This window comes from Streptosporangium sp. NPDC051022, from assembly GCF_040683035.1.
Classification (GTDB): domain Bacteria; phylum Actinomycetota; class Actinomycetes; order Streptosporangiales; family Streptosporangiaceae; genus Streptosporangium.
Genome location: NZ_JBFBCF010000003.1, coordinates 366569 through 390907 on the forward strand (window position 1 = coordinate 366569; position 24339 = coordinate 390907).

The 24339-nt window shown below is 72.6% G+C and carries 20 protein-coding genes; 13 read left to right on the forward strand and 7 right to left on the reverse strand.

Features of this window, described 5'->3' with window-relative positions:
• Positions 1 to 13: 13 nt before the first annotated feature.
• Positions 14 to 613 (reverse strand): TetR/AcrR family transcriptional regulator, encoded by a 600-nt coding sequence (locus AB0N02_RS08315; RefSeq protein ID WP_363943948.1) that lies wholly within the window; start codon positions 611 to 613, stop codon positions 14 to 16.
• Positions 614 to 713: 100 nt separating this feature from the next.
• Here AB0N02_RS08315 and AB0N02_RS08320 point away from each other — a divergent pair, with 100 nt between their 5' ends.
• The 4 genes from AB0N02_RS08320 to AB0N02_RS08335 are packed head-to-tail and all read left to right on the forward strand — an operon-like array spanning position 714 to position 6460.
• Positions 714 to 2282: a carboxyl transferase domain-containing protein gene (locus tag AB0N02_RS08320; protein WP_363943950.1), complete on the forward strand. Its 1569-nt coding sequence runs from the start codon at positions 714 to 716 to the stop codon at positions 2280 to 2282.
• 43 nt (positions 2283 to 2325) lie between these two features.
• On the forward strand, positions 2326 to 4356 hold the full coding sequence (locus AB0N02_RS08325) for a biotin carboxylase N-terminal domain-containing protein (protein WP_363944227.1): 2031 nt from the start codon (positions 2326 to 2328) through the stop codon (positions 4354 to 4356).
• Positions 4353 to 5300: a hydroxymethylglutaryl-CoA lyase gene (locus AB0N02_RS08330; protein ID WP_363943952.1), complete on the forward strand. Its 948-nt coding sequence runs from the start codon at positions 4353 to 4355 to the stop codon at positions 5298 to 5300. The genes AB0N02_RS08325 and AB0N02_RS08330 overlap by 4 nt, the downstream gene beginning before the upstream one ends.
• Positions 5297 to 6460, forward strand: a complete 1164-nt coding sequence (locus tag AB0N02_RS08335; protein ID WP_363943954.1) for an acyl-CoA dehydrogenase family protein — start codon at positions 5297 to 5299, stop codon at positions 6458 to 6460. The genes AB0N02_RS08330 and AB0N02_RS08335 overlap by 4 nt, the downstream gene beginning before the upstream one ends.
• 106 nt (positions 6461 to 6566) lie before the next feature.
• On the opposite strand, the gene AB0N02_RS08340 is transcribed toward AB0N02_RS08335, so the two are convergent.
• Positions 6567 to 7193 (reverse strand): class I SAM-dependent methyltransferase, encoded by a 627-nt coding sequence (locus AB0N02_RS08340; protein WP_363943956.1) that lies wholly within the window; start codon positions 7191 to 7193, stop codon positions 6567 to 6569.
• A gap of 224 nt (positions 7194 to 7417) precedes the next feature.
• On the reverse strand, positions 7418 to 7921 hold the full coding sequence (locus tag AB0N02_RS08345) for a MarR family transcriptional regulator (RefSeq protein ID WP_363943958.1): 504 nt from the start codon (positions 7919 to 7921) through the stop codon (positions 7418 to 7420).
• Positions 7922 to 8001: 80 nt separating this feature from the next.
• Between AB0N02_RS08345 and AB0N02_RS08350 the strand changes: the two genes are divergently transcribed.
• Positions 8002 to 8430 (forward strand): DoxX family protein, encoded by a 429-nt coding sequence (locus AB0N02_RS08350; protein WP_363943960.1) that lies wholly within the window; start codon positions 8002 to 8004, stop codon positions 8428 to 8430.
• A gap of 183 nt (positions 8431 to 8613) precedes the next feature.
• On the opposite strand, the gene AB0N02_RS08355 is transcribed toward AB0N02_RS08350, so the two are convergent.
• From AB0N02_RS08355 to AB0N02_RS08370, 4 genes are all read right to left on the reverse strand, one after another.
• Entirely contained in the window at positions 8614 to 10278 is a 1665-nt protein-coding gene (locus tag AB0N02_RS08355; RefSeq protein WP_363943962.1) for a hypothetical protein, read from the reverse strand.
• 64 nt (positions 10279 to 10342) lie between these two features.
• On the reverse strand, positions 10343 to 11293 hold the full coding sequence (locus AB0N02_RS08360; protein ID WP_363943964.1) for a sugar kinase: 951 nt from the start codon (positions 11291 to 11293) through the stop codon (positions 10343 to 10345).
• A gap of 7 nt (positions 11294 to 11300) precedes the next feature.
• On the reverse strand, positions 11301 to 12239 hold the full coding sequence (locus AB0N02_RS08365) for a pseudouridine-5'-phosphate glycosidase (protein WP_363943965.1): 939 nt from the start codon (positions 12237 to 12239) through the stop codon (positions 11301 to 11303).
• A gap of 117 nt (positions 12240 to 12356) precedes the next feature.
• Entirely contained in the window at positions 12357 to 13628 is a 1272-nt protein-coding gene (locus AB0N02_RS08370) for a putative sulfate exporter family transporter (protein ID WP_363943967.1), read from the reverse strand.
• 70 nt (positions 13629 to 13698) lie between these two features.
• Here AB0N02_RS08370 and AB0N02_RS08375 point away from each other — a divergent pair, with 70 nt between their 5' ends.
• From AB0N02_RS08375 to AB0N02_RS08410, 8 genes are all read left to right on the forward strand, one after another.
• Positions 13699 to 14595: a LysR family transcriptional regulator gene (locus tag AB0N02_RS08375; RefSeq protein WP_363943969.1), complete on the forward strand. Its 897-nt coding sequence runs from the start codon at positions 13699 to 13701 to the stop codon at positions 14593 to 14595.
• Between the two features lie 156 nt (positions 14596 to 14751).
• Complete coding sequence (locus tag AB0N02_RS08380; RefSeq protein WP_363943971.1) at positions 14752 to 16275, forward strand: NAD(P)/FAD-dependent oxidoreductase; 1524 nt, start codon at positions 14752 to 14754, stop codon at positions 16273 to 16275.
• Between the two features lie 370 nt (positions 16276 to 16645).
• On the forward strand, positions 16646 to 17740 hold the full coding sequence (locus AB0N02_RS08385; protein WP_363943972.1) for a cytochrome P450: 1095 nt from the start codon (positions 16646 to 16648) through the stop codon (positions 17738 to 17740).
• A gap of 114 nt (positions 17741 to 17854) precedes the next feature.
• On the forward strand, positions 17855 to 18556 hold the full coding sequence (locus AB0N02_RS08390; protein ID WP_363943974.1) for a response regulator transcription factor: 702 nt from the start codon (positions 17855 to 17857) through the stop codon (positions 18554 to 18556).
• Positions 18557 to 18566: 10 nt separating this feature from the next.
• Positions 18567 to 19940 carry a HAMP domain-containing sensor histidine kinase gene (locus AB0N02_RS08395; RefSeq protein WP_363943976.1) on the forward strand — a complete coding sequence of 458 codons (1374 nt, stop codon included), beginning with the start codon at positions 18567 to 18569 and terminating at the stop codon, positions 19938 to 19940.
• 288 nt (positions 19941 to 20228) lie between these two features.
• A complete protein-coding gene (locus AB0N02_RS08400; RefSeq protein ID WP_363944229.1) occupies positions 20229 to 21416 on the forward strand; it encodes a bifunctional glycosyltransferase family 2/GtrA family protein in 1188 nt (395 codons plus the stop codon).
• The gene (locus tag AB0N02_RS08405; protein ID WP_363943977.1) at positions 21413 to 23641 is read left to right on the forward strand and encodes a glycosyltransferase family 39 protein; all 2229 of its coding nucleotides are present in this window, start codon (positions 21413 to 21415) and stop codon (positions 23639 to 23641) included. The genes AB0N02_RS08400 and AB0N02_RS08405 overlap by 4 nt, the downstream gene beginning before the upstream one ends.
• 58 nt (positions 23642 to 23699) lie before the next feature.
• Complete coding sequence (locus tag AB0N02_RS08410) at positions 23700 to 24335, forward strand: TetR family transcriptional regulator C-terminal domain-containing protein (RefSeq protein WP_363943978.1); 636 nt, start codon at positions 23700 to 23702, stop codon at positions 24333 to 24335.
• The last annotated feature ends 4 nt before the right edge of the window (positions 24336 to 24339 follow it).

Here is a 24339-nt window from a genome sequence, read left to right on the forward strand (position 1 = left end):
ACGTTAACGATCCCTAACTTTGAACCGCGGCGAACGCCGTACGGGCCATGCTCCGCAGCAACTCGGCCATCGTCTCCCTCGGCAGCTCGCCCGCGCTGTGCGGGGTGGAGTTGAGCAGGCCGAAGACGGCGTGGGTCGCGGCGCGCAGGCGGGGCGGCGGGCACGAGGGGTACAGCTCGCTCAGCACCGTGACCCACTCCTCGACGTAGAGGCGCTGGAGTCTGCGGATCTGGCGGCGGGCCGGCTCCGGGACGTTGCCCAGCTCGCGGTCGTGCACGGTGATCAGCGACGGGTGGCTGAGCGCGAACTCGATCTGGCCGGTGAGCAGGGCGTCCAGGGCCCGCTCCGCGTCGGGGGCCTCGGTCACCCGGCTCGCGCCCGAGGTGTACAGGCGCTCGCTGACGTTCAGCAGCATCTCCGACAGCAGCGCCTCCTTGCCGCTGAAGTGCCGGTAGAGTGCGGGACCCGTCGTGCCGACCGCGCCGCCGATGTCCTCGATGGAGACGCCGTGGAATCCCCGCGCCGCGAACAGGCCGGCCGCGGCGTCCAGGATCTCCATGCGGCGTGCCCCACGAGCGCGGGAAGGGGTCTGAGCAGTCGTCACATCTCGCATGGTAGACGCTGACGTTAATGATGACTAACATCACCAGTGGCGTTAGCGACCGTTAACCCACGGCGACGGAGTCGGACGAGTGCCGGACAAGGGGGCTCGCATGAGTGGCTGGCCGGTGCTGCGAAGCGCCTGCGACCCGGGTGGCGAGAGTTTCAAGGACAACGCGGAGACCAACGAGCGGCTCGTCGCCGACCTCCGGGAGCGGACCGCCGCCGCCGGGCTCGGCGGCCCGGAGAGGTCGCGCGCCAGGCATGTCGCCCGGGGCAAGCTGCTGCCCCGCGACCGCGTCGACGCCCTGCTCGACCCCGGCTCGCGCTTCCTGGAGCTGTCCCAGCTGGCCGCCACCGGGATGTACGGCGACGAGGCCCCCGCGGCCGGGATCATCACCGGCGTCGGCCGGGTCTCGGGCCGCGAGTGCGTGGTCGTCGCCAACGACGCCACCGTCAAGGGCGGCACCTACTATCCGATCACCGTCAAAAAGCACCTGCGGGCCCAGGAGATCGCCCTCCACAACAACCTGCCGTGCCTGTACCTCGTCGACTCGGGCGGCGCCTTCCTCCCCAAACAGGACGAGGTCTTCCCCGATCGCGAGCACTTCGGCCGCATCTTCTACAACCAGGCCACCATGTCGGCGCGCGGCATCCCCCAGATCGCCGCGGTCCTCGGCTCCTGCACGGCGGGCGGCGCCTACGTCCCCGCGATGAGCGACGAGGCGGTGATCGTCCGCAACCAGGGCACGATCTTCCTGGGCGGCCCGCCGCTGGTGAAGGCCGCGACGGGTGAGGAGGTCACCGCCGAGGAACTGGGCGGCGGCGACCTGCACGCCCGGGTCAGCGGCGTCACCGACCACCTCGCCGAGGACGACGCCCACGCGCTGCGGATCGTCCGCGACATCGTGGCCACCCTGGGGCCGCGGACCCCGTCCCCCTGGGACCGGGTTCCCGCCGAGGAACCCGTGCACGACCCCCGCGACCTGTACGGCATCGTCCCCGCCGACACCCGCACGCCGTACGACGTGCGGGAGATCGTCGCCCGCGTCGTGGACGGCAGCCGCTTCCTGGAGTTCAAGGCCGAGTACGGAAGCACGCTCGTCACCGGCTTCGCCCACATCCACGGGCACCCCGTCGGGATCGTCGCCAACAACGGCATCCTGTTCGCCGAGTCCGCGCTCAAGGGCGCGCACTTCATCGAGCTGTGCGACCGCAGGGGCATCCCCCTGGTCTTCCTGCAGAACATCAGCGGGTTCATGGTCGGCAAGGCCTACGAGGCCGGGGGCATCGCCAAGCACGGCGCCAAGATGGTCACCGCCGTGGCCTGCGCCAGGGTGCCCAAGTTCACCGTGGTCGTCGGCGGCTCGTTCGGCGCGGGCAACTACGCGATGGCGGGCCGGGCCTACTCGCCCCGCTTCATGTGGATGTGGCCGAACGCCCGCATCTCGGTGATGGGCGGGGAGCAGGCCGCCAACGTGCTCTCCACGGTCGGCGACGCCGACCCCGACGCCATCCGCAGGCAGTACGAGGACCAGGGCAACCCCTACTACTCGACCGCCCGCCTCTGGGACGACGGCGTCATCGACCCCCTCGACACCCGAACAGTCCTGGGCCTGGCCCTGTCCGCCTCGGCCAACGCCCCCCTCGACCCCGTCGGCTACGGCGTCTTCCGGATGTGATCACCTCATGACACCTGTGACCCCGGCACCCGCCCCGCGCGGTATGTTCGGCACCGTCCTCGTCGCGAACCGGGGCGAGATCGCCCTGCGCGTCATCCGCACGCTCGCCAGGCTCGGCATCCGCTCCGTCGCCGTCCACAGCGACGCCGACGCCGGCGCCCGCCACGTCCGCGAGGCCGACGTCGCGGTCCGGCTCGGCGGCGGCTACCTCGACATCGACCGGATCCTGGCCGCCGCGGCGGCGACCGGGGCCCAGGCCGTGCACCCCGGATACGGCTTCCTGGCGGAGAACCCCGTCTTCGCCCGGCGGTGCGCCGAGGCGGGGCTGGTGTTCGTCGGCCCGCCGCCCGAGGCCATCGAGGCGATGGGCGACAAGATCCGCGCCAAGGCGACCGTCTCCGCGGCCGGGGTACCCGTCGTCCCCGGCGGAGCCGAACCCGGCGACGACCTCATCGAGGCCGCCGAGCGGATCGGCTTCCCCGTGCTGATCAAGCCCTCGGCGGGCGGCGGCGGCAAGGGCATGGTGCTGGTGCGCTCCGCCGCGGAGCTGCCCGAGGCGCTGGAGTCGGCCCGCCGTACGGCCGCCGCCGCCTTCGGCGACGCGACCCTGCTGATCGAGCGCTTCGTCGAGGACCCCAGGCACATCGAGATCCAGGTGATGGCCGACACCCACGGCAACGTCGTCCACCTGGGCGAGCGCGAGTGCAGCCTCCAGCGCCGCCACCAGAAGATCGTCGAGGAGGCGCCGTCCCCGCTGCTCGACGCCGGGACGCGGGCGAGCATGGGCGCGGCCGCCGTCGAGGCGGCCAGGTCCGTCGGCTACACCGGCGCCGGGACGGTCGAGTTCATCGTCCAGGGCACGACCGGCGACTACTACTTCATGGAGATGAACACCCGGCTCCAGGTCGAGCACCCCGTCACCGAGCTGGTCACCGGCCTGGACCTGGTCGAGCTCCAGCTCAGGGTCGCCGCGGGCGAGCCCCTGCCGCTCACCCAGGACGAGGTACGGCTGCGCGGCCACGCCGTCGAGGCCCGCGTCTACGCCGAGGACCCCTCCCGCGGCTTCCTGCCCACCGGGGGCAGGGTGCTCGCGCTGCGCGAGCCCGACGGAGTCCGGGTCGACTCCAGCCTGGCCGAGGGCGGGGTCGTCGGCAGCGACTACGACCCGATGCTGTCGAAGGTCGTCGCCTGGGGGCCGGACCGGGCGAGCGCGCTGCGGCGGCTCGACGGGGCACTCGCCGCCACGACCGTGCTGGGTGTGCCGACCAACGTCGCCTTCCTGCGGGCGCTGGTCACCCACCCCGAGGTGGTCGCCGGGAACCTCGACACCGGCCTGGTCGAACGCCACCTCGCCGAGCTGGTCCCGCACGAGGGCGTCCCCGGTGACGTGCTGGCCGCGGCGGCCCTGCTGCTGCACCACGACCGGGTGCCCGCCGTACCGGCCGACCCCTGGGAGGTGCCCGACGGCTGGCGTCTCGGCGAGGCCGCGTGGACCACCTGGCGGCTGGAGGGGCGTGACGGCGTGGCCGAGGTCCGGGTGCGAGGGCTGCCCGCGGCCGGGGCCGAGGTCCGCCTGCCGGACCGCGACGGCCAGGCGCCCTCCGGCGACGGCGCGGGGCCGGCCGAGCAGGGCGGGATCGCGCACGCGACCCTGGCCCTGGACGGCGACGACCTGCTGGTCACCCTCGACGGGATCCGCAGGCGCTACGTCGTCGCCAGGGACGGCGGGGGCGGCGGGGGCGCGACCGGCGACACGGTCTGGCTCGGACGCGACGGGCACACCTGGGCGCTCACCCGCCACCACCTGGGCGACCCCGGCGACCGGGCGGGCGCGGGCGGCACCGGGGACGGGGTGGTCCGCAGCCCGATGCCCGGCACCGTCCTCGTGGTCAAGGTCACGGCGGGGGAGCAGGTCGTGGAGGGGCAGCCGCTGCTCGTCGTCGAGGCCATGAAGATGGAGCACACCGTGACCGCGCCGCTCGGCGGGACGGTCGCCGAACTGCCGGTCAGGGCGGGGCAGGCGGTCGACATGGACGCCGTGCTGGCGGTCGTGCGGAGGGACGAGAGGCCATGATGCGGGAGCCGTACCGGGTGACGGCGGCGGGGCTGCCGGAAAGGGTGACGATCTACGAGGTCGGCCCGCGAGACGGGCTGCAGAACGAGTCGGCCGTGGTGCCGGTCGAGGTCAAGGCGGAGTTCATCGCCAGGCTCGCCGCCGCGGGGCACCGGGTGATCGAGGCGACCAGCTTCGTGCACCCCAAGTGGGTGCCCCAGCTGGCCGACGCCTCGGAGCTGCTGGCCCGGATGGAACGGGTCCCCGGCGTGCGCTACCCGGTGCTCGTGCCCAATGAGAGGGGTCTGGACCGGGCACTGGAACACGGCGTCCAGGAGATCGCGATCTTCGCCAGCGCCACCGAGACGTTCGCGGGCAGGAACCTGAACCGGACGCTGGAGTCGCAGTTCGAGATGTTCGAGCCGGTGGTCGCCAGGGCACTGGACCACGGCCTGCGTGTCAGGGCGTACGTGTCGATGTGCTTCGGTGACCCGTGGGAGGGGCCGACACCCGTCGAGCAGGTGGTCTCCGTCGGCCGCAGACTCCTCGACCTGGGGTGTTACGAACTGTCGCTCGGCGACACCGTCGGCGTCGGCACCCCGGGGCACGTGGCCGCCCTGATCGAGGCCTTCGGCGGCCCGGAACGGCTCGCCGTGCACTTCCACGACACCTACGGCCAGGCACTGGCCAACACCCTCGCCGCCCTCCGTGCGGGCGTCACCGTGGTCGACGCCTCGACCGGCGGCATCGGGGGCTGCCCCTACGCCGAGAGCGCCACCGGCAACCTCGCCACCGAGGACCTGGTGTGGATGCTGCACGGTCTCGGCGTCGAGACCGGGCTGGACCTGCGCTCACTGGTGGAGACGAGCACCTGGCTGGCGGGCGGGCTCGGCCGCCCCAGCCCCTCCCGGGTCGTGCAGGCACTGGGACCCGCCCTGACGACCGACCGAAACGTCAAGGAGTGACGATGCCCAAGCTCAACGAGGAATACGAAGACCTCCGTAAGACCGTCGAGGCGTTCGCCCGCGACGTGGTGGCCCCGGTGATCGGGGACCTCTACGAGCGCGAGGAGTTCCCCTACGACATCGTGCGGCAGATGGGCGCGATGGGCCTGTTCGGGCTGCCGATCCCGGAGGAGTACGGCGGCATGGGCGGCGACTACTTCGCGCTCTGCCTGGCCCTGGAGGAACTGGCCAGGGTCGACTCCAGCGTCTCCATCACCCTGGAGGCCGCGGTCTCGCTGGGCGCCATGCCGATCTACCGGTTCGGTACGGCCGAGCAGCGCGCCGAGTGGCTTCCCCGCCTGGCGTCCGGCGAGACGCTGGGCGCGTTCGGCCTGACCGAGCCGGGCGGTGGCTCCGACGTCCCGGGCGGCATGCGGACCACGGCCGTGCTGGACGGCGACGAGTGGGTGATCAACGGCTCGAAGGCGTTCATCACCAACTCCGGCACCGACATCACCGGAGTGGTCGGTGTGGCCGCCATCACGGGTGAGCGCGAAGGTGGCAAAAAGGAAATCTCCACCATTCTGGTGCCTTCGGGAACGCCCGGCTTCACCGTCTCGAAGAAGTACTCCAAGGTCGGCTGGAACTGCTCCGACACCCGCGAGCTCTCCTTCACCGACTGCCGGGTCCCGGCGGCCAACCTGCTCGGCGAGCGCGGGCGGGGCTACGCGCAGTTCCTGCAGACCCTCGACGAGGGCCGCATCGCGATCGCCGCGCTCTCCACCGGCCTGGCCCAGGGCTGCGTGGACGAGTCCCTGCGCTACGTCCGCGAGCGCCGGGCCTTCGGCCACCCGATCGGCCACTACCAGGCCATCCAGTTCAAGATCGCCGACATGGAGATCCGTACCCACACCGCCCGCCTGGCCTACCACCACGCCGCAGAGAAGATGCTGGCGGGCGAGCCGTTCAAGAGGGAGGCGGCCATCGCCAAACTCGTCGCGAGCGACGCCGCCATGGACAACGCCCGCGACGCCACGCAGATCTTCGGCGGCTACGGGTTCATGAACGAGTACCCCGTCGGCCGTTTCTACCGCGACGCCAAGATCCTGGAGATCGGCGAGGGCACCAGCGAGGTCCAGCGCATGCTCATCGCCAGGGAGCTGGGCCTGTCCGGCCTCTGAACAGGGGACACGCGCGGCGGACGAAGGCCGGGACGGCCGGTCGTCCACGACGACCGCCCCGGGACCCGGGGCCCGGCCGGCAGGCGTGGCCGGGCCGTGTGCCGGGTCAGGGGCGGCGGGCCAGCACGCGGAAGCAGACGCCGCGGGCCGAGCGCGTGACCTCCTCGATGTGGAAGCCCGCCTGCTCCAGATACGGCCGGGGGTCGCGGGTGAGGTGGTCCGCGTCCCAGCGCACGCTCAGCGGCTCGACCAGCCGCATGGCCGCCCGCAGGAGGGGGTTGCTGGAGGGGCCGTGCTCGGCCAGCACGAACCGCCCGCCCGGCCGCAGCACCCGGTGAGCCTCCCGGGCCGCCGCGGCGGGGTCCGGGATCGTGCACATCGTGAAGGTGGACAGCACCGTGTCGGCGACGCCGGAGGGAAGGTCCAGGCGCTGGGCGTCGCCCTGGAGCAGCCGCACCCTGCCGTCGAGACCGGTCCGTACGGCCCGCAGCCGGGCCAGGCCCAGCATGCGCTCGGACAGGTCGACCCCGACCACCGTGACGTCCGGGGGATAGAGCGGGAGGTTCAGTCCGCTGCCGACGCCGATCTCGACGACGTCCCCTCTGACCTGGCCGACCGCCCACTCACGAGCACCCCGCAGCAGCCTGCGCTCCCAAACGCCCATCTGACGGTCGTATCCGTCGGCGAGCCGGTCGAACACGCGGCGGACATGGTCGTCTGTGGATGCTCGCATACCCTGTGATCTCCTACTCGTGGACGCGGTCACTTCATCATGCGTCACTGAACGGGAGGGCGCGGGTGCTGTCGCGGATCCCCACCTCTCCGCCGAAGATCCCGGAGGCCGCCGAGGTCCGGCGTGTCCGGGAGGGGGCGCGGGGAAGGCGGGGGCGTGGAGGTGCCCCCCGAGGGCGGAGCCGCGCCGCTCGCCCTCGGGGGAGATCGTGAGATCGGGCCGATCTAGGCGGGGCCCTTCGGGGAGGTCGGTCCGCCGGGGGGCCGTCGGCCGTCCTGAATCATCGCCGCCGCCGCCTTCGACATGATCCGGGTCATGGCGCGGAGCTCCTCGGGGGTGAGCTGGTCGATCAGGAAGGCGCGGACGACGGCCACGTGACCCGGCGCGGTCTTCTCCAGGCAGCGCATGCCCTCGTCGGTGAGAACCGCCAGCACGCCACGCTCGTCGGAGGGGCAGGTCGTCCGTTCGACGAGTCCCCGCTTCTCCAGCTGCCCTATCTGGTAGGTGAGCCCGCTCTTCGAGACGACCAGCTTGCGGGCCAGATCACTCATGCGCAGCTGCCGCTCGGGGGCGATCGAGAGCTTCGCGAGGATCTCGTAGTGGGCGTGGGTGAGTCCGGAGTCGGTTTTCAGCTGTTCCTCGATGCGCCGCTCCAGCAGGTGCGTCGCCTTGAGATAGGCCATCCAGGCGTCCAGCTCGCTCTCGGTCAACCATCTCGTATCCGCCACTTTTCCAGTGTATGGGTTGTTCGAATTTGAACCAGCAACTATGGTGATGGTTCAAATTCGAACAATAGTGAGGAGCCCTCATGCTTCCGCTTGAGCGCATACGTCCCATAGCCCTGCTGCTGGCGCGGATCGGCGTCGGTGTGATCTTCGTCGTCCACGGCTGGCAGAAGTTCTTCACGATGGGCCTGAGCGGAACCTCGGGGTTCTTCCAGCAGATCGGGATCCCGCTGCCGAGCCTGGCGGCGCCGGTGGTGGCCGTGGTCGAGCTGGTCGGCGGCATCGCGCTCATCCTGGGCGTCGCCCTGCCGATCGCCGGAGTCCTGCTCGTCCTGGACATGCTCGGCGCGATCCTCTTCGTCCACGTCGCCAACGGGTTCGACGTGGCCCAGGGGGGCTACGAGTTCGCCCTCGCCCTCATCGCGGCGCTGCTGGCCGTCGCCTTCGGCGGCGGCGGGATGCTCGCCCTCGACGACCTGCGGCAGCGGCGGCAGACGACCACCGTGGGATAGACGGATGACGCGGGGACGGGACGAGACAGGTCCCGTCCCTCATCGCCGGGCCGCCTCCGAGAAGAGATCGGGAGCGGCCCGGCCGGCGGCGTGCACGCCGGTGGCGGTGCGCCCGTGCCGCCGGAACCGGCCGAAGCCGGGCCCCTGGATCAGCCGGGCCCCTGGATCAGCCGGGCCCCTGGATCAGCTGGGCAGCTGGGCGTCCAGGCGGTAGCCGTCCACCGTGACGTACACCTGGTCACCGGGACGCGCGTTCAGGCGCATCAGCACCGGCTGCAGGGAGTCGAAGACCGGGTGGTCCCGCCACACCAGCACCACCGCGTTGTCGCCGGGGCCGGTGACCGACAGCAGCGTGCCGGGGCGCATGCCGAGCTGGGTGGCGTACCCCTCCGGCACCGCCACCGGGGCGCCCCGGAGGTGTTCGCTGGTCACCTCGATCCGCTGCCAGCGGCTCGGGTCGGTGGTCGGGTTGGTCGGCGGGTGGAGCGGGGCGCGCTGGCTGGTGATCAGGTGAGGCCTGGTGTTGCCGGACAGGGCCGACAGCGTGGCCAGGGCCGCGCGGGGGTCGATGGAGCTGGCGTTCACCTGCGGGATCGGCTGGCCGCCGCGGTGGTGGCCGTTGGCCCCGGGGGTACGGCGGGGCAACTGCCTGCCGGTCTCCGAGGGGACGTCCTGGGCCGCCTGGGAGTCGCCGCTCGCGGCCAGGGCGTCCAGCCAGGCCTGCGCCGAGTGGGTGCGGATGCCGAGCTGCTGTTCCATCAGCACGATCATGTCGGCGTCGGCCTGTTTGCCGGCCAGCAGCCGCCGTGTGCGGTCCCGCAGGCCGCCCAGGTCGCCGACGACGAGCCAGCCGTCCTGCAGCCGCCGGTCCGGCATGAGCGTGACCAGCACCCGCCAGAGCGGGGTGCGCAGGGTGGGAACCTCGACGGGGTGCGCCGGGTCGGCGCCGATGAGCTGCTCCTGGGTCGCGGCGGCGCCCAGCCACTCGGTGAGCCCGAACATGTGGCCGGTGAGCGGGGCGGACTCCGAGGAGCGCAGCCAGAGCAGGATGCGTTCCTCGGCGGCCCGCTGGGCGGCGGAGAGCGCGCCGAGGTCGGCGTTGAGCTTGTGCGCGAGGGCGCGCAGGCTGATCGGGTCGACGGCGAACAGCCGGTCGACGGCGACCGCGCGCTCCAGCGGGTTCCAGTCGCGGAACATGTTGTCCACCAGGCCGACCAGCGGATAGTCGCTGAGACGGACCTGCTGCGGCTCGGGGACCGGTGCCTGCTGCGGGACGGCCGGTGCCTGCTGTGCCTCCGGCGCCTGTTTGTCGGGCTGCGGCTGCTGCGCGGGGGCCTCGGCGGCGGGGGAGGCGCCCTGCACGGTCTGCACGGTCTGCGCGACCTGCACGGTCTGCGAGGCCTGCGCGGCCTGTTCGGCGACCCCCGGGATCTGGCTGAGCACCTCGCGGAACACGGCGGTCATCACGACCTCCGAGCCGATGGGCATGGAGGAGCCGCCCAGGTCCCCGGCGGTCAGGCGGCGCAGCCTGGACCAGCCGCCCAGGCCGGTGATGGCGGCGCGGGCGGGCTCGGGCCAGCCGGGCAGGGTGGGATCGACGGTGTGCACGTGCAGTGCGGGCAGTACGTCGCTCAGCGGAAGGTGGTCCCAGCGGGACACCGAGAGCCGGGCCAGCCGGTCGCAGACCCAGTCGAGTCCGGCCGTGCCGAGGGCCTTGGGCAGGCTGACCGACGACCACCACCCTGCGGGCAGGCGAGTATCGGCCAGGGCTTCGGCGATCTGCTGGGGTCTGCTCCAGCGCAGGGCCGGAACCAGATCGCTCAGGCAGATCGATGACTCGGCATCCATCGGCGGACCGCAACCTCCCCAAAGTGACGCATGTGGCTAATGGTGCAGCCTACGCCGCAAGCTATCAATTGGTGTTAAGAGGGTAAAGCCGGTTGGTACCCAAATTGGACGCGAGAATGCGAGGACGGCCGCCGACCGCTGTCACGGCCTCGGCTCCGGCCCGGCGCCCCGTGTCCAGCGCGGCCTCGTCGTCGGCCCCTCTCAGCAGGGCGGTCAGCAGACCGGCGGCGAACGCGTCACCCGCTCCCGTTGAGTCAATCACCTCGGTGGCGAGTCCGGGAAGTCGTGCGGTCAACTTTCCTTCCCTGGCCATCAGGGCGCCGCGGGAACCGAGTTTCACGGCCGCCGCGCCGTACCGGAGGCTCAGCCGCCGGGCGGCCTCCTCGGCGCAGGACTCGCCGGTCAGGAGCAGGGCCTCGTCCCGGTTCGGGATGATCAGCTGGGCGGCCAGGGTCTCCTGGACGAACCGCTCGGGACCGAAGGAGCGCAGGAAGCCGGTCGAGGCCGGATCGACGCTGATCGTGACGCCGCGCCTGCCGGCCTCCGCCAGGGCCAGCCGGGACAGCTGCAGTCCCGGCTCGGCGAACAGCGTGTATCCGGACAGGTGCAGGTGGCCCACCCCGTCGAGCAGGCTCTCGTCCCAGTCGTCGGTGCCGATGTATCCGCCCGCGCCCCGGTTGGTGAGCATGGAACGCTCTCCGGTCGGATCGACCATCGCGATGACCACGGCGGTCGGCCGCTCCGGATCCACCCGCAAGTGCGCCCTGACCCCGCCGCGGCGCAGCTCGGCGGCGTGCCACTCCCCGGTGTCGAAACCGACCCGGGTCAGGATCCGCGCGTCGGCGCCCAGGTGGGCGGCCCAGGAGGCGGTGTTGGCCCCCGAGCCGCCGGGACGCAGCACGATGTCGGCGGCGGTGTCCGTGCCGACGGCCAGACCGGTCAGGGCCGGCCCCTCGTGAAGCGCGACGACGTCGGTGACGACGTCGCCGATGACCAGCAGGCCCGTTCCGGTCACGACGGCCTCAGTTTCCCCGGCTCCACGCCGCCGCGATCTGCCCGGCCAGGCGGACGTTGCCGCGCACGGCGGCCAGGTTCGCCTCGAGCGAGGCACCGCCGGTGCCTCGGACCAGGTAGCCCAGCAGGAACGGTGTGATGGCCTGGCCGGTGATCTTCTCCCGCTCCGCCGCGGCGAGGGCCTCGGCGAGGACCCGGTCGTGCAGGGCGGGGTCGAGCTGCTCGTCGACCGGCACCGGGTTGGCCACGATCAGCGCGCTCTCGGGGCCGCCGAGGGCGTCCTGGGCCCGCATGATCCGCGCGGCCTCCTCCGCGCTCTCGATCCGCCAGTCGATCGGCTCACCGGAGGTGTGCAGGTAGAAGCCGGGGAACTCGCCGGTGCGGAAGCCCGCGACGCTGACACCGCGGGTCTCGAGGCGCTGCAGCGTGGCCGGGACGTCCAGGATCGACTTCACCCCCGCGCAGACGACGGTGATGCGGGTACGGCTCAGCATGTCGAGATCGGCCGACTCGTCCTGGGTGACGGCCCACTCGCGGTGCACGCCCCCCAGGCCGCCGGTGGCGAAGATCCGGATGCCCGCCCTGGCGGCGAGGAAGGAGGTGGCCGAGACCGTGGTCGCCCCGCTGGCCCCGAGCGCGGCGGCGGCCGGCAGGTCGCGGAACCCGAGCTTGCGCAGGCCGGACTCGGTGGCGATCCGCTTGAGCCCCTCCCCGTCCAGGCCGATGCGTGCCACACCGTCCAGCACCGCGATCGTCGCGGGCACGGCCCCCGCCTCACGGACGATCTCCTCGAGTTCCGCCGCGACCTCGAGGTTGCGGGGCTGGGGGAGGCCGTGCGAGATGATCGTGGATTCCAGCGCCACGACGGGGGCGCCCTGCGCCAGTGCTTCGGCCACCTCGTCGGAGGGGCGGAGCACGGTGTCGATGGCCTGGCGGGTGGTACGCATGAGCGGGTTCTGTCTCCTGGTCCGGGCTGGATGAACGCCCTGTGAAACGGCGTAAACAAGCTGCTTGTTCCGGAAAGAGCACGTTACGGAAGTTACCGGACCACGTCTACCTGGAGATCAGCCGAGGGTGGCGACGCCGATCAGTGAGATCGCGCCGATGACAGCGGTGGCCACCCCGCCGAGCGCCAGTGAACGCCCGCCGCGGAGCAGTTCCCTGAGATTGACGCCTGTCCCCAGCCCGAAGAGTGCGGCGGCGAGCAACATTCCCGTCACCTGGGGGAGTACCTGGGTGACTCCGGCGGGTACCAGGCCCAGGCTGCGGACCGCCACCGTCCCGAGGAACCCCAGCACGAACAGCGGGACCAGCGGCGGGCGCCTCCCGGCCCCCGTCGTCCGCGCTGTCCCCTCCTCCGTCCCCTCCTCCGGCCTCTCCGTCGTCGCCGGGGCGCCCGCGGCCTCCGCCCTCGCGGCACGGGCGGCCGTACGGCGCAGTGCGACGGAGGTGAGGGCGACCATCGGGGCGAGCAGCACGACCCGGGCCAGTTTGACCACCACCGCGCTCGCCAGCACCCCCGCACCGGCCGCCGCGCCGATGGCCGCCACCTGGGCGACCTCGTGGACCGAGGCGCCCGTCCAGAGGCCGAGCTGGTGCGGGGTCAGGTCCAGGAGCCGTGCCAGCGACGGCACCACCACGATCGCGGCGCTGCCGTACAGGACCACCACGCTGACCGCGCTCGCCACGTCGTCGTCGTCACTGCCGGCCACCTCGTGCATGGCCGCCACCGCGGCGGCCCCGCAGACCGAGACCCCGGTTGCGATGAGCAGGGATCTGCGGGGGCTCACCCCGATCCGGGGACCGATCCACCGGGTGGCCAGGAACGTGCAGGAGGTCGAGACGGCGATCAGCGCCAGGGCCTGCCAGCCCAGCGCCAGCACCTCGGGCAGCGCGATCTGCAGTCCGAGCATCACGATCGCCAGGCGGAGCACCCTGCGGCTGGCGAAGCGCAGCCCGGGGAGGAACGCGGGGCGCAGGCCGCCGAGGTTGGTCAGCGCGACCCCGAGGACCACCGAGACCACGGCCGCGCTCACCCCGGGGAGCACGGTGCTCGCCCGCAGGGACACCACGACCGCGACCGCGGTCAGGGCGAGCCCGGGGGCGAGGGCGCGGAGCCCGGCCGCCGCCGCCCACCGGGTCCTTCGCCCGGCCTCCGGCCCCGTCCCCCGCCGTGCCCCTCGAGGCGCCGGTCTCCGCGTACGACGGGCGGGCACCTCCCGATCGGGGAGCACGGGGGCCGGGGTGGCCGCCGCGGGATCCGCGTCGTGAAGTCGGCCGTTGCCGGAGTCGTCCGCACCTGTGGAAGGAGAGCCGGGAGGCGAGGAGATGGTCATATCTCGAGTTTCGGATTGACCGAATGTGGGCGGTAGACATCGTCTTCTTGTAAGGTCATAGCCTAGGGCTATGAGTGATCTGCCCGATCTGGAGTCCCTGCGCCTGCTCGTCGATGTGGACCGCCTGGGGAGCCTCGGCCAGGCGGCCAGAGCGGCGGGCATCGCCCAGCCGTCGGCGAGCAAACGGATCGTGCTGCTGGAGCGGCGGCTGGGGCTGCCCCTGCTCGAGCGCACCCCGCGCGGCTCCACGCTCACCCCCCAGGGGGTGATGGTCTCGGCCTGGGCCACGCAGGTGCTGGCGGCGGCCGAGGAGCTCATGCGCGGGGCGGAGGCGGTACGGCGCGGCAGGGAGGCCCACCTGCACATCGCCGCCAGCATGACCGTGGCCGAGTACCTCCTGCCGCGCTGGCTGGGGGAGCTGCAGAACCGTGAGCCCCAGGTGCAGGTCGGGCTGGACGTGCAGAACTCGGCCGAGGTCGCCAGGCTGGTCGGCGGCGGCATCGAGCTGGGTTTCGTGGAGGGGCCCTGGGTCCCGCCGGGGCTGGCCTCGCGGGTGGTGGCCACCGACCGCCTGGTCGTCGTGGTCGCGCCGGGGCATCCGTGGGCGCGCCGCCGTACGGTGCTGCTGGCCGCCGAGCTGGCCGCGACCCCGCTGGTCGTGCGCGAGCGGGGGTCGGGCACCCGCGAGACCCTGGAGCGCGCGCTGGCGGACCACGAGGTCGCCGCCCCCCGGCTCGAACTCGGCTCGAACACCGCGGTCAAGGGGGCGGCCCGCGAGGGCGCGGCCCCGGCCGTGCTCAGCGGGTACGCGGTCGAGGGGGAGCTGGCCACGGGCCGCCTGATCGAGGTGCCGACCAAGGGCATCGACCTCGAACGCCGCCTGCGCGCGGTCTGGCGGCGGGGCCGGACCCCCACGGGACCCGCCGCCACCCTGCTGAGGATCACCCTCTCCGCGGCGCGGGAGTGAGTCCGCGGCACCTGTGGACCGTTTTGTCTTCTTCGCTATATGGTGCGTGACATGGTGGTGATTGAGGTGTTGAGCATTCTCCGTCCTGAGCCGCACTGGCAGACCGGCCTCTAAAGCGAGCGGAGCCCTCGCCCGTCAGCTTTCCTTCGACCCGGGATGTCCACCGTGTTCCGTTCCTGTTATGACGTTGTGATCGCCGGAGGCGGCCACAACGGCCTGGTCGCCGCCGCCTACCTCGCCCGCGCGGGCCGCCGGGTCCTCGTGCTGGAGCGCCTGGACCACGTGGGTGGCCTGGCGGTCTCGGCGCGGGCCTTCCCCGGCGTCGACGCCCGGCTCTCGCGCTACTCCTACCTGGTCAGCCTGCTGCCCGCCAGGATCGTGGCCGACCTCGGGCTCGGCGTCGAGCTGCGTCGCCGCCGCTACGCCTCCTACACGCCCACCGGGGACACCGGCCTGCTGGTGGACAACGGCGACGCGGGCCGCACCGAGGACTCCTTCGCCCGGGTCACCGGAGGCTCCGCCGACCTGGAGGCGTGGCGGAGGTTCTACGCGATGACCGCCGAGGTTGCCCGGAGGGTCGCGCCGACCCTGCTGGAGCCCCTCGTGGACCGCGCCGAGATGCGGGACCTCGTCGGCGCGGAGGCCTGGCGGGAACTGTTCGAGCGGCCGATCGGCGAGGTCGTCGACGAGTGGTTCGCCGACGACACCGTCCGCGGAGTGGTGCTCACCGACGCCCTGATCGGCACCTTCGCCGACCCTCACGACCACGGCCTGCTGGCCAACCGCTGCCTGCTCTACCACGTGATCGGCGACGGCACCGGCGACTGGAACGTCCCGGTCGGCGGCATGGGCGCGGTCTCCGGGAGCCTCGCGGACGCCGCCCGCGCGGCCGGGGCCGAGATCCTGACCGGGGCCGAGGTCCTGGCCGTCGACCCGTCCGGCGAGGTCACCTTCCGCGACGCGGCGGGAGAGCACGCGGTCCGCGGCGACCGGATCCTGGCCAACGTGCCGCCGGCCGTGCTCGCCCGCCTGCTGGGGGTGGACGGGGGGGAGCCGGAGGGCGCCCAGCTCAAGATCAACATGGTGCTGTCGCGGCTGCCCCGGCTCAGGGACGCACGGGTCACCCCCGAGGCGGCCTTCAGCGGGACCTTCCACATCAACGAGAGCCGCGACCAGCTCGCCCGCGCGTACGCGGAGGCCGCCGCGGGGCGCATCCCCGCGCTGCCCCCCGCCGAGGTCTACTGCCACTCGCTGACGGACCCCTCCATCCTCGGCCCGGAGCTGCGCGCCTCAGGGGCCCAGACGATGACGCTGTTCGGCCTGCACATGCCCGCGCGGCTGTTCCGCGACGACCCGGAGGGGGCCCGCGAGGCCGCGCTGCGGGCCACGCTGGCCTCGATGAACCGGGTGCTGGCCGAACCGATCGAGGACTGCCTGCTGCGCGCCCCGGACGGCCGCCTGTGCCTGGAGGTCAAGACCCCGGTCGACCTGGAGCGGGAGGCGGGCCTGCCCGGCGGTCACATCTTCCACCGCGACCTGTCCTGGCCGTACGGCGAGCCGGGGCGATGGGGCGTCGAGACCGCCTTCGAGCGCGTCCTGCTCTGTGGCGCGGGGGCCCGGCGCGGCGGCGGGGTCAGCGGCATCCCCGGCCACAACGCCGCGATGGCGCTGCTGACCTGAGGCGGACCCGGACCCGGGCCCGGTGGTGCGGCGATTCCACCGGCCCGGGACGAACGTCCACCGGCCCGGGACGAACGCCGCGTGACGGTTCCGGCCGAATCCGTTCCCCGGTACCGCCGCGCCGGGCGTTCGTCGCCGTTCCGCCACTTCCCGTCTGACGCCGTTCCCGTGTCACGTTTGACGGCCGGATGGTGCTTTCCTTACTTTCCTGTAAGTAAGGAAAGTGTCCTGACCTGCGAAGATTGCCCCTATGGCGCAGAGATTTCCCTTTCCTCGCGATTGTCCGTTTTCACCCCCGGCCGAGTACGGACGCCTCCGCGAACAGGCTCCACTGGTCAGGGCGCGGCTGCCCGGAGGGGAGATCTGGCTGGTGACCCGGCACGCCGAGGCGCAGCAGGTGCTCGGCGACCCCCGGATCAGCACCGACCCCGCCACCCCCGGCCACCCGATGGCCGCCTTCCACGAGCGGCCGCTCACGGAGGAGGAACGGCGGGTCCAGGCGAGATTCCACGTCGGCCAGTTCATCGACATGGATCCGCCCGAACACGACGTCTACCGGCGGATGCTGATCCCCGAGTTCACCGTCCGGCGGGTCAGGGAGATGCGTCCCGGCATCCAGGAGGTGACCGGCCTGCTCATCGACGACATGCTCAAGCAGGGCTCCCCGGCCGATCTCGTCGAGGCGTTCGGGCTGGCCGTGCCGTCGCTGGTGATCTGCAGACTGCTCGGGGTCCCCTACGCCGACCACGACTTCTTCCAGTCCAGGACCCGCGAGATGATCTCGTCGAGCCCGGCCGCCGACGGTTCCCCCGACGCGGTGGCGGAGATCTGGGAGTATCTCGACGGCCTGATCGCCGAGACCGAGCGGCGGCCGGGGGACAACCTGGTCGGGCGGCTCGTGACCGCGCGCCGGGAGACCGGCGAGCTCTCCCACGACGAACTGGTCGGCATGACGTTCCTGCTGCTCGTCGCGGGTCACGAGACCACCGCGAACATGATCCCGCTGGGCGTCCACACGCTGCTGCGCGATCCCGCCCAGCTCGCCGCGCTGCGCGCCGACCCCGAGGGCTGGCCGGACGCCGTCGAGGAACTGCTGAGATACCACTCGATCGTCGACTGGATCGTCTTCGACCGGGTCGCCACCGAGGACATGGAGATCGGCGGTCAGACGGTACGGGCCGGGGAGGGCATGTTCGTGCTCGGTGCCTCGGCCAACCGGGACCCCCGTGTCTTCGAGCGCCCCGACGAGCTCGACCTGCGGCGCGGCGCCCGCAACCACGTCGCCTTCGGATACGGCGTGCACCAGTGTCTCGGCCAGAACCTCGCCCGCGCCGAACTGGAGATCGCCTACCGGACGCTTTTCGAGCGGATCCCCACCCTGCGCATCGTGGGCGAGGACGACGAACTGCCGTTCAAGTACGACGGCGTGGTCTTCGGCCTGGGAGCGCTTCCGGTGGCGTGGTGACGGACACGGGCGAGAACGGGGACGAGCACGGGGACGAGCACGGGGACGGGGACCGGGCGGGGCGCCGCTGAGCCCCTCATGGGGTTCTCATGATGAGCCTCTACCTTGGGGGACATGGGCGACGGTGAGACCGCGCGGGTGCTGGTCGTTGACGACGAGCCCGCGCTCAGGGAGGCGCTGCAGAGCAGCCTGGAGTTCGAGGGATACCGGGTCGGTCTGGCCGAGGACGGCCAGGCCGCGCTGGAGGTCCTGCGGCGGGAGCCGTACGAGCTGGTGCTGCTCGACGTGATGATGCCCAGGCTGGACGGGCTGACCGCCTGCCGCAGGCTCAGGGCCGCGGGCAACCACGTGCCGGTGCTGATGCTCACCGCCCGCGACGCGGTGGGCGACCGGGTCTCGGGGCTGGACGCGGGGGCCGACGACTACCTGGTCAAACCGTTCGAGCTCGACGAGCTCCTGGCCCGGGTCAGGGCGCTGCTGCGGCGCGGCGCCCTGACCGCGCCGGCCGCGGGTGACGGCACGCTCGTCTACGGCGACCTGCGGATGGACACCGCCAGCCGCGAGGTGACCCGGGGCGGGGAGCCGCTGGAGCTGACCCGGACCGAGTACCTCCTGCTGGAGCTGTTCATGGTGCACCCGCGCCAGGTGCTCACCCGCGAGCAGATCCTCAGCCAGGTCTGGGGGTTCGACTTCGAGCCGTCCTCCAACTCCCTCGACGTCTACGTCATGTATCTGCGCCGCAAGACCGAGAGCGCGGGCCGCCCCCGCCTGATCCACACCGTCCGCGGCGTCGGCTACGTGCTGCGGACCTCCTGACGGGTTCGCCATGAGAAAACGCCGCTCCCTGCGTTCCCGGCTCACCCTGCTGGTCGCGACCGCCGTCGCGCTGGCGATCGCGGTGTGCGCGGCCGTCTGCTGGTTCATCGTCAGGTCCGAGCTGCTCAACCAGGTCGAGCGCTCGCTGGCCGGGCCGAAGGGCCCGCAGGGCACCGAGTGGATCGATCAGTACTGCTCGGGAAACGGCCTCAACCGGCCGCCGCCTCCCCGGTTCCAGCTCCTGCAGGCGATCGACGTCGACGGCCGCATATGCGTCATCGGCTCGGTCGGGGTGCGGGTCGTGCCCGGTGACCGCGCGCTGGCGGCCGCGCCCGCGGGACGGCAGGAGTTCCGGGACGGCACGACGGACGACGGGGCGTCGGTGCGCGTGCTCGTCAGGAGCGCCGGGTTCGGCCGGGTAGTGATGGAGGCCCGGCCGCTGGCCGAGTTCGAGTCCACCCTCACCACGCTCGCCTGGATCCTGGCCGGGGTCGCCGCGCTCGGCGTGGTCGGCGCGGCCTCGGCCGGGCTGCTCATCTCCCGTACGGCGCTGCGCCCGGTCGGACGCCTGGCCGAGGCGGTGGAACACGTCGCCAGGACCGAGGACCTCGACACCCGCATCCCGGTCGAGGGCACCGACGAGATCGCCAGGCTCGGCACCTCCTTCAACGCGATGACCACCGCGCTGGCCGCCTCCCGCGAACGCCAGCGGAGGCTGATCGCCGACGCGGGACACGAGCTGCGCACCCCGCTCACCAGCCTGCGTACCAACATCGACCTGCTGCTGCGCAGTGAGAACACCGGCCGCCCGCTGGACCCGGCTCCGAAACGCAGGCTGCTGGCCAATCTCAAGGCCCAGTTCGAGGAGATGTCCACGCTGGTCGGGGGCCTGCTCCAGCTCTCGCGCTCGGAGAGCGAGCACGAGCCGCACGTCGAGGTCGCCCTTCACGAGGTGGTCGAGTCGGCGGTGCGCCGGGCCGCGCTCCGCGCGCCCGAGACCCCGATGGAGGTCGAACTGGAACCGTGGTACCTCCGCGGGGACCAGGCCGCCCTGGAGCGGGCCGTGGTGAACCTGCTCGACAACGCGGTGAAGTTCTCCTCGGGCTCGGTCGTCGTACGGCTGGGCGGCGGCGAGCTGACCGTCAGGGACCACGGTCCGGGCATCGCGAGGGACGAGCTGCCCTACGTGTTCGACCGCTTCTGGCGGTCCTCGTCGGCCCGGAGCATGCCGGGCTCCGGGCTGGGGCTGGCCATCGTGGCGCAGGCCGTACGGGAGGCGGGGGGAGAGGTCTCCCTGGAGAACGCCGCGGGCGGCGGTGCGCTGGCCAGGGTGCGGCTGCCCGGCTCTCCCACCCGGGCCGGCGGCCCCGCCGCCGAAGCCTGACACTCCCTCCGGCCCGGAGGCTCCCCGGCCCGGGACCGGTGGGCCTCCGGCCCCGGGGCGGTGGGGCTCCGCCCGGGGGCGGCGGCTCTTCCGGCCCGGCCGTGCCTCCGAGCGGTCGTCTCCTATGTGGTGATTTTTCGGTTGTCCCAATCTCTTTGCCGCCATTCTGGGATCCGTCGGTTTTCTCACCAGCTGTTAATGGTCGGCTCAGGAACGCCCAAGATCACTTGATGAGCCTGGGGACATGAGAGATCCGAGTCGTCACCCCTGGGAGGCAGCGTGAAGCAGATGACCGCGCCCGCCCGCACCAGGCTGGTCGAGATCGTCGTCCCGGTGTACAACGAGCAGCGCGTGCTCGCCGAGAGCGTCCGCCGCCTGCACGCCTACCTCACGGGCACCTTCCCCTACGGCTTCCGCATCACGATCGCCGACAACGCCAGCACCGACGCCACCTGGCGGATCGCCACGGAGCTGGGCCGGGAGCTGCCCCACGTGAACGCCGTCCACCTGGACGCAAAGGGACGCGGGCGGGCGCTGCGCAGGGTGTGGTCGGCCAGCGACGCCGACGTGGTCGCCTACATGGACGTCGATCTCTCCACCGACCTGGACGCCTTCCTGCCGCTGGTCGCCCCGCTGCTGTCGGGTCACAGCGACCTGGCCATCGGCACCCGCCTGTCCAGGGGCGCCAACGTCGTCCGGGGCCCGAAGCGGGAGCTCATCTCGCGGACCTACAACCTGCTGCTGCGCTCGGCCATGGGCGCACGCTTCTCCGACGCCCAGTGCGGGTTCAAGGCGGCCCGCACCGAGATCGTCCAGGCGCTGCTGCCCGCCGTCGAGGACGAGGAGTGGTTCTTCGACACCGAGCTGCTGCTGCTCGCCGAGCGCCACGGCCTGCGCATCCACGAGGTGCCCGTCGACTGGGTCGACGACCCCGACAGCCGGGTGGACATCGTCAGGACCGCCGTGGACGACCTGCGGGGGATGGCCAGGGTCGCGCGCAAGACCCTGTCGGGTGCGGCCAGGATCCCGGTGCCGCCCCGTGTCCAGCGGGCCCGGCTGCCCGTCGGCATGGCCCGCCAGCTGCCCAGCTTCGCGGTGATCGGCGTGCTGTGCACCCTGGCCCACCTGGGGCTGTTCATGCTCCTGCGGCCGGTGATGCCCGCCGTGGCCGCCAACGCGGTGGCCCTGTTCGTCACCGCCGTGGCCAACACCGCGGCCAACCGCCGCTTCACCTTCGGCGTCACCGGCCGTACCGGAGCCCTGCGCCACCAGCTCGAAGGCGGCATGGCCTTCCTCATCGGCCTGCTGCTGAGCACCGGCGGCCTGACCCTGCTCGGCCACCTCCTGCCCGGGGCGTCGGCGACCGCCCAGGCCGCCGCGGTCATCGTCGCCAACGCGCTGGCGACCCTGGTCCGCTTCCTGCTGATGCGCACCTGGGTCTTCAACCCGCGCCGCGTGAAGGAGGCGGGCCGATGACCACGCTGCGGCACGAACCTCCCCTGACCGGGGAGACCGGTACGGCGACCGGGGAGACCGGTACGGCGCGGCGGGGGAGCGGGGGACCGCGCGCCGCCGTGCGCCGGGCCCTCCTCGGCGCCCCCGGCGACCCCCGGTGGGCGCGTCCCGCCCTGTGGGCGGTCCTCGCACTGGCCGCGCTCCTCCACCTGTGGGCGCTCGGCCGCAACGGCGACGCCAACTCCTACTACGCCGCGGCGATCCTGTCGGGCACCCACAGCTGGAAGGCGTTCTTCTTCGGCGCCCTGGACGCCGGGTCGTTCATCACCGTCGACAAGCCGCCGTTCGCGCTGTGGGTGATGGGGCTCTCCGCGCGGATCTTCGGGTTCGGGACGTGGAGCATGCTCCTGCCCCAGGCCGCCGCGGGTGTCGCCGCCGTCGGCGTGGTCCACTCGGCCGTACGGCGCGTCCTCCCCGGTACGGCGGGACACGCGGCCGGGCTGGTCGCGGCCCTGGTGATGACGCTGACCCCGATCACGGTGGCGATCAACCGGGACAACAACCCCGACACGGTCCTCGTGCTGCTGCTGGTCCTGGCCGCCTGGTGCTGCCAGGAGGCGATCCGCACCGGCCGGACGCGCACCCTCGTGCTGTGCGCCGTCCTGGTGGGCCTCGCCTTCAACACCAAGATGCTCCAGGCCTACCTGGTGCTGCCCGCGTTCGCCCTCGTCTACCTGGCCGCGGCACCCGGCACCGTGCCGCGCCGCCTGGGGCGCCTGCTCGCGGCGGGGGCCGCGCTGGTGGTCTCCAGCGCCTGGTGGATGGTGATCGTCGACCTGTGGCCCGCCGAGAGCCGCCCCTACGTCGGCGGCAGCACCGACAACTCCGTCTGGGACCTGGTCATCGGCTACAACGGCCTCGGCCGCGTCCTCGGCCAGAACTTCACCGCCTCCGGCGGCGGGCGCGGTGACTTCGGCGGCTTCGGCGGCTTCGGCGGGGGAGCGGGGTTCGGCGGCGAGTCCGGCGCCGGGCGGCTGTTCAACGACATCATGGCCGGGCAGATCTCCTGGCTGCTGCCGTTCGCGGTGATCGCCCTGGTGGCGGGCCTGGCCCTGGTCGCCGGCCGTCCGCTCCGCGACGCCCGCGTGGCGCTGCTGCTGTGGGGCGGCTGGCTGGCGGTCCACTACGTGGTGTTCAGCTTCTCCAGCGGGACGTTCCACCCGTACTACTCGACCGCCATGGCCCCGGCCGTCGCGGCCCTGACCGGGCTCGGCGGGGTGCTGACGTGGCGGGCGCACCGGGTCTCCTCCGCCTGGGGGTGGGCGCTGCCCCTGGGGATCGCCGTCACCGGTGCGTGGTCCTTCACGGTGCTCCGCCGTACCCCGGACTTCGTGCCCTGGCTGGCCTGGGCGGTCGCGGGGGCCGCACTGGCCGGTACGGCCGGGCTGGTCCTGGCCGGTCTCGGGCGCCGTCTCGGGCGCCGTCTCGGGCGGCGGGTCGCGACGGTCGCCCTGGCCGCCGGGCTGCTGGCGGGACTCGCGGGTCCCGCGGCCTACGCGCTGACCCCGCTCGGCTCGGCGGTCAACGGCACCAACCCCACCGCGGGCCCCGAGGGGAGCGGCGGCTTCGGCGGCATGCGGGGACCGGGGAGGATGCCGGCAGGCTTTCCCGGGGGGACGCCGGGCGACCTTCCCGGGGGCGGCTTCCCCGAGGGCGGTCCCGGAGACGGTTTCCCCGAAGGTGGTTCCGGCGGTGGTCTCCCCGAGGGCGGGTCCGGCGGGCGGTACGCGCGGGAGGACGGGACGGACGGCGGAGACCGGGCCTCCGGGGGCCTCCCCGGCGGCGTGCGCGGCGGTCCCGGGGGAGACCTGAACCAGCAGATGATCGCCTACCTGCGCAAGAACATGGGCGGCGCGACCTGGCTGGTGGCGGTGAGCAGCGCGCAGGGCGCCTCGTCGGCGATCCTGTCCACCGGCCTGCCGGTCATCGCGATGGGCGGCTTCACCGGCGGCGACCCGGCCATGACGGTCGACCGGTTCAAGGAACTCGTCGCCTCCGGCCGGCTGCGCTACGTGATCCCGGGCGGCGGCCGGGGCGGTCCCGACGCGGGCGGCTCCGAGGTGACCGCGTGGGTGCGGGCGAACTGCGCCGCCGTCGCCCCCGCCGAGTACGGCGGCACCCAGGACGGTCAGTCTCTCTACCGCTGTGACCGAGCCGGGGACGCGAACACGGCCGAAAGCTATTGACTGAACAGCTAGTCAGTAGTATGGAGATCTCGGAGCCGCGCTGCTGTAGTCTTGCGCAGTGCAGAGCGAAGGAGGGGCGCGCGGCAGCCGCGCGGACCAGGCCGACCAGCGCCGGGCTGAGCTGCTCGAAGCCGCCCGGCGGGTCGTTCTCGAACGCGGGCTGGCCAGCACCCGCGTCGCGGACATCGCCAAGGCGACCAATGTGAGCGGTGGTCTCATCCACTATCACTTCGCCACCAAGGACGATCTCATCACCGAGATGCTCCGCAGCACCAGCGAGTCGGAGATCCAGCGGCTCAGGGAGATCGCCGCCGAGCCGGGGACCGCGGTCGAGCGCCTGGACCGCGTCCTGCGCTTCTACATCCCGGCCTCCCGGTCGGACCAGAGCTGGATCCTCTGGCTCGACGCCTGGGCCGTCGGGGTGCGCGAGGCGCACGTCCGGTCCATCCTGCTGGAGCTGGAGGGGGCCTGGATCGAGATCCTGGCGGAGGTGATCAAGCAGGGCGTGGCGGACGACGAGTTCGCCTGCGACGACCCCCAGGGGGCGGCCGAGCGGATCGACGGGATGCTCGACGGCCTGGTGGTCCGCTACACCCTGCACGCGGGCAACATGTCCCGCGGCAGGCTGCTGCACCACGCCAGGGTCGCCGCCGCCCGGGAGATCGGCCTGGACCCCGCCACCTTCGAGGGCTGATCCC